Genomic DNA, 12,042 nt, shown 5'->3' on the forward strand with positions numbered 1-12,042 from the left:
CGCGGGGCTATCGGGAGATGCTGAATACTCGCAATTTTGCACGCCGCGAAGAGGGGGACGTCCGCTTTGGCGGCTATTTGCCCTGAACCATGGTGAGCGAGATCTTCTTGCGGTTGCGATCGACCTTTTCGACCCACACCTTGACCGTGTCGCCGACGCGCACCACGTCGCTGGGGTGCTTGACAAAGCGGTTAGCCAGCTTGGAGATATGCACGAGGCCGTCCTGGTGCACGCCCACGTCGACGAAGGCGCCAAAGTCCACAACGTTGCGCACCGTGCCCTTGAGCTCCATGCCGGGTTCCAGGTCGTCGATGGAAAGTGCTGAGCGGCTAAAGACCACCTCGGGCGCGTCGTCGCGCGGGTCTCGGCCGGGCTTCTTGAGCTCGTTGACGATGTCGATGAGCGTGAGGGTGCCGCAGTCCAGGTCGCTTGCCAGCGCCGAGATGCTGCCGATGCGTCGCTCGATGTCGGGCACGCCGCCGCGGCTGAGCTCGCTTGCCGCCACACCCGCACGCTCCAGGACGGCCGTGGCCACCTCGTAGCTTTCGGGGTGGACGCTCGTCGCATCGAGCGGGTTCTTACCGCCGCTGATGCGCAGGAAGCCCGCGGCGTTGAGATATGCCTTGGGTCCCAGCTTGGGGACCTTCTTGAGCTGGCGGCGATCGGTAAAGGCGCCGTTCTCCTCGCGGTAGGCCGCGATGTTTTTGGCTACGCTCGGCGTGATGCCCGATACGTATCCCAGCAGGCTCGCACTTGCAGTGTTTACGTCGACGCCCACGCGGTTGACGACGTCCTCCACCACATGTCCCAGGGTGCGCGAAAGCTCGGCCTGGTCAAGGTCGTGCTGGTACTGGCCAACGCCGATGGACTGGGGCGGAATCTTGACGAGCTCTGCCAGCGGGTCTTGCAGGCGGCGGCCCAGGCTCATGGCGCCACGCACGGTGACGTCCAGGTCGGGATATTCCTGGCTTGCGAGCTCGGAGGCGGAGTACACCGATGCGCCGGCCTCGTTGACGATGGTGTATCGCAGTCCAGGCGCCTGTTCGGCGATAAACTCCGAGACGACTTCCTCGGTCTCGCGGCTGGCGGTACCGTTGCCGATGACGATGGTGTTGACGCCGTCCTTCTTGACGAGGCGGGCGAGCTCACGCTTGGTGCCGGCAACGTCGTGGCGCGGCTTGGTGGGGTAGACCACGCCGTGGTCGAGTAGCTTGCCGGTCTCGTCCATGACGGCGACCTTGCAGCCGGTGCGGTAGCCCGGATCGAGTGCGAGCACACGGGCGCCGCGCACGGGGCGTGCCGAGAGCAGGCCCTCGAGATTCTTGGCAAAGACGTTGATGGCCTCGGTCTGCGCGCGGACGGTGAGCTTGGCGCGGGCCTCGCGCTCCAGCGAGGGGGCCATGAGGCGCCTGTAACCGTCGGCGATGGCGGCGTCAAAGACGGGTGCGAACACGCCCTGACGACGGGGCCAGCGGCTGCCGAGGCGCGCCGTGGCGGCGGCGCTGTCGACGTTCACGCGCACGCGGAGCTTGCCCTCGCGCTCACCGCGGTCGATAGCCAGCACGCGGTGGTTGGGTATACGGCGCAGCGGCTCGTCATAGCTGTAGTACGGCTCGTAGGGAGTCTTCTCGGTGGGGTCGGTGGCCTCGACGACGATGTCGGCGGTGTTCTGCGTAAAGGCGCGCAGGTCGGCGACGTTCTCGGGGTCCTCGGCCACCGTCTCGGCCACGATGTCCGCCGCGCCGGCAAGCGCCTTTTCGGTCGTGTCGAAGCCGGCCTCCTCGTTGACGTATGCCGCGGCGGCGTCGAGTGCGCTGCCCTTGACCGAGGCCTGCATGATGATCATGTTGGCGAGCGGCTCAAGGCCTGCCTCGCGGGCCTTCTGCGCGCGAGTCATGCGCTTTTTGCGGTAGGGCTTGTAGAGGTCCTCGACACGCTGGAGCTGCGTGGCCTCGCGAATCTGCTGCTCGAGTTCGGGCGTGAGTTTGCCCTGGGCGTCGATGAGCAGGATGACGTCCTCTTTACGCTGCTCAAGATTGCGCAGGTAGGACAGGCGCTCGTCGAGTGCGCGCAGGGCGACGTCGTCCATGCCGCCCGTGGCTTCCTTGCGGTAGCGCGAAATAAAGGGGATGGTGTTGCCCTCGTCGATGAGCTTGACGGCTGACTCGATGTTGGCGGCCTTAAAGTTGAGCTCGCGGGCGAGCTGGGCGATAAGATCCATGGGACTCCTTGCGTTTAAGGTGCGTTTGCAGCACAGGGCTACCAAGGATACCACCCGACGTTCTGCCAAAGCAGTCTTTTTGGGACGGGGCTAAATTAGCTGTTTTTGGATTAGGGCTCAGTTGCGATTTGTTGATTCATCGATATTGGGATGGAGAACCAGCTAATTTAGCCCCGTCCCAAAAAGACTGGTCCTCCACCACCTCCCAAATCATCCTTACAAAACGAGGCCCTGGCCAAACGGCCAGGGCCTCACCACTTCTTTTCAGGCTGCGAGAAAAGACCGTGTGCGCAGGAGCTCCCCGAGGGAGACGGGGTGTTTGCTCCGCGCGCGGTTCCGCAGCGAAGCGAGAATGTTTGAGCACGGAGTAAACACCCCGTCTCCCTCGGGGAGGTCCGTTGGGAGCGTAGGGGATGTTTTGAGCTACTCCAGCTCAAACGCTCCGGTATAGAGCTGGTAGTAATATCCGCGCTTGGCGATCAGCTCGTCGTGGTTGCCACGCTCGATGATGCGGCCGTGATCCAGGCAGATGATTGCGTCGGCGTTGCGCACGGTGGACAGGCGGTGCGCGATGACAAACGTCGTGCGGCCCTCCATGAGCTTATCCATGCCCGCTTGCACGATGGCCTCGGTGCGGGTGTCGATGCTCGACGTGGCCTCGTCCAGAATCATTGCCGGCGGATCGGCGACGGCAGCGCGTGCGATCGAAATCAGCTGGCGCTGGCCCTGCGACAGCTGCGCGCCGTTGCCGGTGAGCATGGTGTCGTAACCGTCGGGCAGGCGGGTGATAAAGTCGTCGGCGCCCGCGAGCTTGGCCGCCGCGATGCACTCCTCGTCGGTGGCGTCCAGGTTGCCGTAGCGGATGTTGTCCATTACAGTACCGGTGAACAGGTTCACGTCCTGCAGCACCACGCCCAGCGAGCGGCGCAGATCTGCCTTGCGGATCTTGTTGACGTTGATGCCGTCGTAGCGGATCTTGCCGTCGGCGATGTCATAGAAGCGGTTGATGAGGTTGGTGATGGTCGTCTTGCCCGCGCCGGTGGCACCGACAAACGCGACCTTCTGGCCCGGCTTGGCAAACACGGACACGCCGTGCAGCACCTCGTGGTCGGGCGTGTAGCCAAAGTCGACGTTGTCCATGACCAGGTCGCCGCGCAGCGGTACGTACTCGATCTCGCCGGTTGCACGGTGCGGGTGTTTCCATGCCCACATGCCGGTGTGGTGGTCGGCCTCCTCGAGCTGCCAGGTATCGGGGTTCACCTGCGCGTTGACGAGCGTCACGTAGCCTTCGTCGGCCTCGGGCTCCTCGTCGATGAGCTCAAAGATGCGGTCGGCGCCGGCGAGACCCATGACCACGGCGTTGATCTGCTGCGAGATCTGGCCGATCTGTCCGCAGAACTGCTTGGTCATGTTGAGGAACGGCACCACGACGGCGATGGACAGCGTCATGCCCGAGAGGCTCAGGTTGGGCACGTCCAGCTCCAGGAAGATGCCGCCCGCCAGCGCGACCAGCACGTAGAGCAAGTCGCCCAGGTTCCCGAGGATCGGCATGAGGATGTTGGCGTACATGTTGGCCTTCTGCGAGACCTCGAAGAGCTTCTCGTTGCGCTCGTCAAAATCGGCCTCGGCAGCGGACTCGTGACAGAACGCCTTGACGACTTTCTGGCCGTTCATGACTTCCTCGATATGGCCCTCGACCACGCCGAGCTCGGTCTGCTGCGCGATAAAGAAGCGCGCGGAGTTGGAGCCGAGCAGCTTGGTCATAAAGGTCATAAAGGCGACGCCGGCAACAATGACCAGACACATCCACACGCTGTAATACAGCATGATGAAGAACACGGTGACGATGACGATGATCGTCATGAGCAGGTTGGGCAGCGATTGGCTGATCATCTGACGCAGCGTGTCGATGTCGTTGGTGTAGTGGCTCATGATGTCGCCGCGCTGGTGCGTGTCGAAGTAGCGAATCGGCAGGTCCTGCATGCGGTTGAACATCTTTTCGCGCAGCTTCTCGAGCGAGCCCTGCGTGATGACGGCCATGGCGCGGTTCCAGAAGAGCGAGGAGGCGACGCCCACGGCGTAGATGCAGCCGAGGGTGGTCACGAGCTTCAGAATCTTGGGCTGCGCGGCCGTCCAGTCGCCCGACTGCCACGATTCGCTAATGACCTGCAGCGCGCTCTGGAGAAACGTCGCGCCGATGGAGTTGATGATGGCGCAGAGCACAACGCCGGCGACGACGAGGGGCAAAAGCACCGGGTAGAAGCCAAAGAGCATCTTGATCAGGCGCGTCATGGTGCCGCCCTTGCGGTTGCGCGCGCGCTCGGCGGTAGCGGCCTTACTCATGTGCCTCGCCTCCTTCCTGAGTCTGAGCTTGCGGTGCGGATGCCTCGGTGTCGGCTGCGGCGGTCTCGACCGCGTCCTCGCCTTCGGCACTCATCTTATTTTGCGAGGTAAAGGTCTCGCGGTAGATCTCGCTCGTCTTGAGCAGCTCATCGTGGTTGCCGATGTCCTTGATGCGGCCGCCCTCCATGACGATGATGCGGTCGGCGTCCTGAACGGAGCTGATGCGCTGGGCGATGATGAGCTTGGTCGTGTTGGGCAGGTAGCTCGCCAGGCCCTCGCGGATCTTGGCGTCGGTCTTGGTGTCGACGGCGCTCGTGGAGTCGTCCAGGATCAAGATCTTGGGGCGACGCAGCAGGGCACGCGCGATGCACAGGCGCTGCTTCTGGCCGCCGGAAACGTTGGAGCCGCCCTGCTCGATCCAGGTGTCGTAGCCCTTGGGGAAGCCGTCGACAAACTCGTCGGCGCAGGCCAGATGTGCGGCCTCGCGGACTTCCTCGTCGGTGGCGTTCGGGTCGCCCCAGCGCAGGTTCTCGGCGATGGTGCCGCTAAACAGCACGTTTTTCTGCAGGACCATGGCTACCTGGTGGCGCAGCGCGTCCAGGTCGTAGTCGCGCACGTCCACGCCGCCGACGCGCACGGTGCCCTCCGTGACATCGTACAGACGGGCGATCAGGTTCACGAGCGTCGACTTGGCCGAGCCGGTGCCACCGATAATGCCGATGGTCTCGCCGCTCTTAATATGCAGGTCGATATCGTCGAGCGCCTGGCGGCGGGCATGCTCGGAATATTTAAAGCTCACGTGATCGAAGTCGATGGAGCCGTCGGCAACCTCGTGCACGGGCTCGGTCGGGTTAGCGATCGTGGGCTCGGCGGCCAGCACCTCGGTAATTCGGTGTGCCGACTCATCTGCCATGGTCACCATGACAAAGATCATCGACAGCTGCATTAGGCTCATCAGAATCTGGAAGCCGTAGGTAAAGATGGAGGAGAGCTGGCCCACATCGAACAGGGTGCCCTGGCTCGTGATGATGAGCTTGGAGCCCAGGTAGATGATGACGACGAACGCGCCGTTGACGCAGATGTTCATCATGGGGTTGTTGAAGGCGAGCAACTTCTCGGCGCGGGTGAAGTCCATCTGGACGTCGCGCGCGGCGGTGGCGAACTTCTCCTTCTCAAAGTCTTCGCGCACGTAGCTCTTGACCACGCGCATGCCGGTGACGTTTTCCTCGACCGATTCGTTGAGCGCGTCGTACTTGCGGAACACGCGGGTAAAGATCGGGCGCACCTTATAGATGATAAAGAACAGGCCAAAGCCCAGCAGCGGAATGATGACCAGGTAGACCATGGCGACGCTGCCGCCCATGGCGTATGCCATGGTAAAGGCAAAGACCAGCACCAGCGGCGAGCGCACGGCGATGCGGATGAGCATCATAAAGGCCTGCTGCACGTTGTTGATGTCGGTGGTGAGGCGCGTGACGAGCGAGGAGGTCGAGAACTCGTCGATGTTGGCGAAGCTGAACGTCTGGATCTTGTAGAACAGGTCGCGACGCAGGTTCTTGGCAAAGCCGCAGCTGGCATGGCTGCAGGTGATGCCCGCGGCGGCGCCAAAGGCGAGTGACGTCAGTGCGATGAGTACGAGAAGGCCGGCGGTGGGCAGCATCTCGGTAACGGCGGTGCCGTCCTTGATGGCGTCGATCATGTCGGCGGTGATAAACGGGATCATCATCTGGCAGATTACCTCGCCAAGCACCAGCAGCGGCGTAGCGATCGTGACCTTCATGTAATCGCGGATGCTGCCCATAAGGGTTTTAATCATCCAGTTCCTCCCAGGTTACGCGGATTTTCTCGAGCATCTCGGCGAGCTGTTCACGCTCGTCGTGGGTGAGCGCGCTAAAGGCCTGTTCCCTAAAGCGGATGCGCGAGGCTTGGTCGATGCGGGCCTTCTCCCAGCCGATCTCGGTTAGGCGAATGGTGAGTTGCCGTCGATCCTGGGGGTTACGGCTGCGCTCAATGAGGCCGTTGAGCTCGAGCTTGGACAGGATCTCGGAAAGCGACCCCGGCTTGAGGCCGAAGTGCATGCCGAGTTCCTGCTGCGACATCTCGCCGCCGGGCTGCTTGGCCAGTAGGCAGATGATGGGCGCCTTGCCGGACACGCCTCCGCCATGAAAATGCATGTAATGGCCGCAAAAGCCCAGGTTATTGAGGATGCGCTTGGCAAGCTTGTCTTCCGAGCTAACCGCTTCGGATACATCCGCCGGCTGTGACGGGTCGCCGCCGGGCTCGTGCGAACAAAGGCTAAGAGGTTCATCGCACATGAATGAGTGCTGCTCCTTTCTTTAGTTAGGTAGTGGAATTGTTTTGTGCCTAACCAATTTAGGAGCGTGAGAAATCAATGTCAAGGTACCAAACTTATAGTTACGGCGTTTTGCCAAACGCCGTAACGGCTCGACGCTGCAAACCCGCCAGAGCGGCAATCTGCCTTTCAACTTCGGCGGCATGACCAGAAGGTCAATGCCGCCTCGTTTCAAGGCACCTTGCTCACTCTGGCGGGTTTTCGCTGACTTCGCCAAAACATCGGCGTTGCCCTTGTTGGGATAGTCGTTGGGGACGTTCTTGTTTGACTAGTCGTTTAAGAACGTCCCCAACGACTAACTTAAAAACTATGCCGGATTACGGGGCTGAATGACGGATTGCCGACCATGCCGAAATTGGTAAAAAGAAAACCGCAGGTAGAAGGTTCGCTATGATTTGAAAATAAGGGGTGTGGTTGGCTCATTCAGGTTCAGCCCCGTAATCCGGCATAGTTTTGAAATGGCACTGAATAAGTGGCGGCAAATGAGCCGCAATGAAGCAAGCTAGCCCCTCGTTTCCGAAACCTTTCCGCAACAATTTGCCCTTCGTGCCGCTCGACTCCGCTCGCAACGTCCCCTGCGCTACACTTAGTCGCACTGTGGCGCCGTTGCGCCGCGCCCGACCCAAGGGGGACACTCATGAAGAACACTCAGCTGTTGCTGATCAACGATATGTGCGGCTACGGCAAGGTCGCGCTTTCCGCCATGCTGCCGGTGCTGTCGCACATGGGTTACCGTATCCACAATCTGCCGACGGCACTTGTGTCCGATACGCTCAACTATCCCAAGTTCTACATCCACGACACCACGGAGTACGTGCGTCAGAGTCTTGCCATCTGGGAAGAACTCGGCTTTGAGTTCGACGCCATCTCGACCGGCTTTATCGTGACCGAAGAAGAGACGCGCATCATCTCAGACTTTTGCCACCGCCGCGCGCAAAAGGGCACCAAGGTATTCGTCGACCCCATCATGGGCGACAACGGCAAGCTCTATGCGGGCGTGCCCGAGTCCACGATTGGCCTTATGCGGCACCTGCTGGAGTGCGCAGACTACGCGGTGCCCAACTATACCGAGGCGTGCCTGCTTGCCGATAGGCCTATTGCCGAGCAAATTACGCCCGAAGAGGCCCACGCCCTTGTGGACGCCATGCGCGCGCTGGGCGCCAAGTCGGTGGTCATTACGAGCGCTGTGGTCGACGGCACGAACGCCGTCATCGGTTACGACCACGTGGCGGGGGAGTACTTCACGATTCCCTTCGACCTGATCCCGGTCTATTTCCCGGGCACCGGTGACACGTTCTCGGCGGTGCTCGTCGGTCGCGTTATGGCTGGCTGGAGCCTGCAGCACGCAACGGCCGATGCCATGCGTGTGGTGGCCGAGCTTATCGAGCGCAACGCTGACCAGGAGGACAAGTCTGCCGGCCTGCCCATCGAGGCCTGCCTGGATGTGATCGACCATGAGTAGCGCCAGCGAAAGCGGCCCCGAGCCCGCGAGCGAGGGCAAGTTGCTCGGCGCGCCACGCGGCAAGCGCCCACGTATCCGCATTAGCTGCGTGGACCAGCTGGGCACGTGCCGCTGCCACCATGGCCACACGCCCGGCGACGTCTTCGACTTCGACCGCGATCGCGGCAAGATGTGCTCCATGGCCTGCCATGTGGGCTTTCCCTATATCGACATCCTGCGCTACGGCGGAACCGTGCCCGGCAACGAGCCCGGTACGGCAAAGTTCTGCTGCCCCGAGGTCGATACGTTGAACGTCTGGCTCGCCGAGATCGTCGACGAGTAATCGAGCGTGGATTTTCTCCCACCAAGATAATGAGCGTGGATAATCTCCCGTTTAGAGCGCCGTTTTGCGTTCAAAGTGGGAGATTATCCACGCTCAATTTGTATGCGGGAGATTATCCACGCTCATTTTATGCCGATGGCGTGGCTCACGCATCCGCGCCGCCCGGGCGCCTACAGTTGCTCGAGCATGGCCGTGCAGCCGGCGAGCACATCGCGGTAGGTGGCATCGAAGTTGCCGGTGTACCAGGGATCGGCGACGTCGCCGGGGCGATCGGTCCAATCCAGCAGCCGCGAAATCTTGCCGTCGGCATCGTCGCCGAAGATGCGACGCAGGCCGCGCGCGTTCTCGGCATCCATATAGACGATGTGGTCCCAGTCACCATACTCCGCGCGACGAACCTGGCGCGCGCGGTGCGCAACGACGGGAATCCCGACCTCGCGCAGCTTGGCGACGGTGCCATGATGCGGAGGGTTGCCAATCTCCTCGGTCGAGGTCGCGGCAGAGTCAATGACGAACTCCGCCTCGCGCCCAGCACGGCGCACCAGCTCGGCAAACACCGACTCAGCCATCGTCGAGCGACAGATGTTCCCATGACAGACAAATAGGATTTTGCGCATTGGCTAAAACCTCTCGAATATCAGAGTTTTCGCAGATAATCGCACTGCTTTTTGATCCCTCGTCAAGGACAGAATATCAAATTGATTCATAAATGAGCGGATTATTCTTCTTTCCAGCGTCGTAAGAATTGTCGTAAAGAACGAGGGTTTACGACTTGTTGTCACAATGTTGACCGTCCTTTGCATCCAATTTTCAGCATATCCTCTCTGACGTCGTCGAAATCAAGATGGGTGTATGTGTTAAAAGTCACGTTGATGTCGGAGTGGCCCATGATGCATTTTAGCTTCGCAGGGTTCATTCCCCTGCGTGCCATCTTCGAGCAGAAGGTATGTCGGCAGACATGTGGTGTGATTTTGGGAAGCTCATCCTTGTAGATGCGATTATGTTTCTCTATCGCGTGGTGGAAGTACTTCTCCCAGTGCAGGGCAACACGCGGCATCTCGTTTTTATCAAGAAACAGAAAACCGCTAACACCGTCAACGACCGGCTCACTCGAAGGCTTTAGACGTTGCGCAAGGATACTCCTGAAACACTCTGTCACGGCTTGAGTCATGGGAACATAGCGGATCCCGCTCTCCGTCTTGGGACGTTCGATGTAGTATCGCATGTTGCTGGTCCGCTGAAGTTGCTTGTTTACCCGAATGCTTCCGTTTTTGAAATCAAGGTCTTCGACGGTAAGACCGCAGAATTCAGAAATGCGCAGGCCCGTATTTAGAAGGATGTAGATGGCGTCACGATAGCGGTGAAAGTGTTCATCGCCCTCCACGAAAGCAAGAAATCTGCGTTCTTGGTTAGTGGCCAAGGCCTTGCGTGTAACCATGTCGTTTGTCAGTATCGTTGCGAGCTCGAAATAGAAGGGATTTCGGCGAATCAGGCTGTTCTCCTCTGCCAGTTGAAACGCCGGTCTCAGAACACCACGGATGCTATGGATTGTGCTATAGCGCTTGCCGTGGATTTTTTGCAGGTTGATGAGCCATTCCTTGGCATCAAGGGAGGTGACACCGCATATTCGTCGCGAGCCGAATTCATCTGTAGCAAGAAAATTGAGGATTGTCTTGTAGGCGGCTCGAGTGGATTGTTTCACGGCAGTCTTTGTTTCAGTGTAACGAGATGCGAGTTCGTAGACTGTCATATTGTTCGGCGCGACCTTATCAAGCAGATCGCGCTGGATCTCATGCTCCAACGCGCGCAAGCACGGACTGGCTTTCTTCCCCTTCGGAGTTAGATCATGAGTTGTCAAGGTCCACGAGTAGACGCTCCGCGTTTTACCTCTTGCATCCACATACTTGAAGCAGTAACGGCCGTTTTTTCTCTGGCTTTCCCCGCGTCTGAGGATTCGCCCTTTGCTGTCTTTTCTCACAGTCACTAGCAGGCTCCTTCCTGTTCAGAAAAGAGCCCCGATGCGATATTTCAAGATTATCGCACGGGGCCCGATTGGTTAAGCTGTCAAGTGCGAAACGGTGTCGAGAAGCTCTTTATAAAGAGCGTTGGCGCAGGACGAGGGGGCGAGTCCTCGCGCATAACTCGAATATGGGTTTGTACGAGAGGAACCTTCGACCGGCCAGTATCCGTCGAGATCGTGCCTAAACTCAGAGAGACAGATCTCCCTCGTCTGCATCTCCGCAACGACGGAGAGGCGCCTCTCAAGTTGACCAAATCCGTCGACATCGTTTTGCGGACGATAAGTCGCGGATCGGCGCATCTGTTCTCCATAGAATTCCAAGGGGCTGTAGGGCGTCGTGACGATTACGAGATCGGCGGCTATCGCTTTGTCGGAATATCGGGACGGTGCCATCACCTCATGCTCCATCGCATAGGGATCCGTGATGCGAAGCAGGTCGGCGTAGGGGATGGATGAGGGACGAAGTTCGTCAAGAATCACCGTGTGCTTGCCCTCATACCCCTGAAAGATGTCTCTCGTAGATCCAGAGACGAAGAACGGTTCGCCCTTCCGCTTCGCATAGAGCTTTGCGAGGGTGGACTTCCCCGTTCCAGCAGGCCCGAAGATCCAAACTGATTCCACCCTTCTTTCGCCCTTGAGCATCAACCCCCGCCATTCCCGGGCCTGAACCTGAAGGCGGCGTGCATAAACGTCTTCGATCTGACGCTATGTCCGGGCATATTCGGATCCGGAGAGCTGAGAGATCAAGGACTCCTTGTCGATACGACCTTCGAGAAGGTCATCGAGAAGGACTTTGATGCTGCTATGGGACCTCGTTCGAGCAACGCGCGACTCAATAGAAGCAAGTAGCGCTGGGTAATCGAAATTGGAGCGCACGATTTTGGGGTCGTACTGATGCTTGGATCGTGCGCCATCCGTTCTGTGGCACAGGTAGGAAAAACCGTTTTCCACACCTGCCTTCCAAGCCTCGATGCGCTCAGGTTTATCTCCAAGGAGCTTCGCGATGCTATTGAGCGAGCGCGGATTCTGGAACTCCATCATCACGTGAAGATGCGCGGCTGCCGGACGTCCCGCGTCCGTCGTGTCGCTGTCGTGCACGATGCCCGCATAGCGCTTCGGGGCGAGTGTTTCGATTCTTCGGTACATTTCGTCCACAAGACGGGGCAGGTGATCGAGCTGCTGCTCGTACATCATCGCGCGGGTCTTCATGGGCAGAGAATTGGTCATGGTTCCGAGTCCTTTCTCGTAAATGAGCTATTTCGGGACGATTTTGGAACGCGCCCGAGGGTGCGCCTTGGGATAACAAGCTCCCCAAGGCGCA

10 protein-coding genes are annotated in these 12,042 nt (G+C 59.6%); 2 read left to right on the forward strand and 8 right to left on the reverse strand.

Going from position 1 to position 12,042, the window contains the following annotated elements:
• Positions 1 to 73: 73 nt before the first annotated feature.
• The 4 genes from ACTQX9_RS06500 to ACTQX9_RS06515 all read right to left on the reverse strand — a co-directional run bounded on the left by ACTQX9_RS06500 (position 74) and on the right by ACTQX9_RS06515 (position 6,879).
• Complete coding sequence (locus ACTQX9_RS06500) at positions 74 to 2,221, reverse strand: Tex family protein (RefSeq protein ID WP_441540804.1); 2,148 nt, start codon at positions 2,219 to 2,221, stop codon at positions 74 to 76.
• Positions 2,222 to 2,644: 423 nt separating this feature from the next.
• Positions 2,645 to 4,564: an ABC transporter ATP-binding protein gene (locus ACTQX9_RS06505; RefSeq protein WP_441540805.1), complete on the reverse strand. Its 1,920-nt coding sequence runs from the start codon at positions 4,562 to 4,564 to the stop codon at positions 2,645 to 2,647.
• A complete protein-coding gene (locus tag ACTQX9_RS06510; RefSeq protein WP_441057599.1) occupies positions 4,557 to 6,380 on the reverse strand; it encodes an ABC transporter ATP-binding protein in 1,824 nt (607 codons plus the stop codon). Before ACTQX9_RS06510 ends, ACTQX9_RS06505 begins: the two co-directional genes overlap by 8 nt.
• Entirely contained in the window at positions 6,373 to 6,879 is a 507-nt protein-coding gene (locus tag ACTQX9_RS06515) for a MarR family winged helix-turn-helix transcriptional regulator (RefSeq protein WP_441540806.1), read from the reverse strand. The genes ACTQX9_RS06510 and ACTQX9_RS06515 overlap by 8 nt, the downstream gene beginning before the upstream one ends.
• 675 nt (positions 6,880 to 7,554) lie before the next feature.
• Here ACTQX9_RS06515 and ACTQX9_RS06520 point away from each other — a divergent pair.
• Together ACTQX9_RS06520 and ACTQX9_RS06525 are read left to right on the forward strand one after the other, a co-directional pair.
• Positions 7,555 to 8,379, forward strand: coding sequence for a PfkB family carbohydrate kinase (locus ACTQX9_RS06520; RefSeq protein ID WP_441031977.1), 825 nt, complete (start codon positions 7,555 to 7,557; stop codon positions 8,377 to 8,379).
• Positions 8,372 to 8,701 carry a TIGR04076 family protein gene (locus ACTQX9_RS06525; RefSeq protein ID WP_441017131.1) on the forward strand — a complete coding sequence of 110 codons (330 nt, stop codon included), beginning with the start codon at positions 8,372 to 8,374 and terminating at the stop codon, positions 8,699 to 8,701. Before ACTQX9_RS06520 ends, ACTQX9_RS06525 begins: the two co-directional genes overlap by 8 nt.
• Positions 8,702 to 8,871: 170 nt before the next feature.
• On the opposite strand, the gene ACTQX9_RS06530 is transcribed toward ACTQX9_RS06525, so the two are convergent.
• From ACTQX9_RS06530 to ACTQX9_RS06545, 4 genes are all read right to left on the reverse strand, one after another.
• Positions 8,872 to 9,318, reverse strand: coding sequence for a low molecular weight protein-tyrosine-phosphatase (locus tag ACTQX9_RS06530; protein WP_117743459.1), 447 nt, complete (start codon positions 9,316 to 9,318; stop codon positions 8,872 to 8,874).
• Positions 9,319 to 9,479: 161 nt separating this feature from the next.
• Positions 9,480 to 10,685, reverse strand: coding sequence for a site-specific integrase (locus ACTQX9_RS06535; RefSeq protein ID WP_199407132.1), 1,206 nt, complete (start codon positions 10,683 to 10,685; stop codon positions 9,480 to 9,482).
• A 72-nt stretch (positions 10,686 to 10,757) separates the two neighbouring features.
• The gene (locus tag ACTQX9_RS06540) at positions 10,758 to 11,363 is read right to left on the reverse strand and encodes a hypothetical protein (RefSeq protein WP_117734894.1); all 606 of its coding nucleotides are present in this window, start codon (positions 11,361 to 11,363) and stop codon (positions 10,758 to 10,760) included.
• 63 nt (positions 11,364 to 11,426) lie between these two features.
• Entirely contained in the window at positions 11,427 to 11,948 is a 522-nt protein-coding gene (locus ACTQX9_RS06545) for a Rep family protein (RefSeq protein ID WP_117743461.1), read from the reverse strand.
• Between the last annotated feature and the right edge of the window lie 94 nt (positions 11,949 to 12,042).

This window comes from Collinsella sp. LCP19S3_F2 (genome assembly GCF_052121015.1).
In the GTDB taxonomy this organism is placed as follows: domain Bacteria; phylum Actinomycetota; class Coriobacteriia; order Coriobacteriales; family Coriobacteriaceae; genus Collinsella.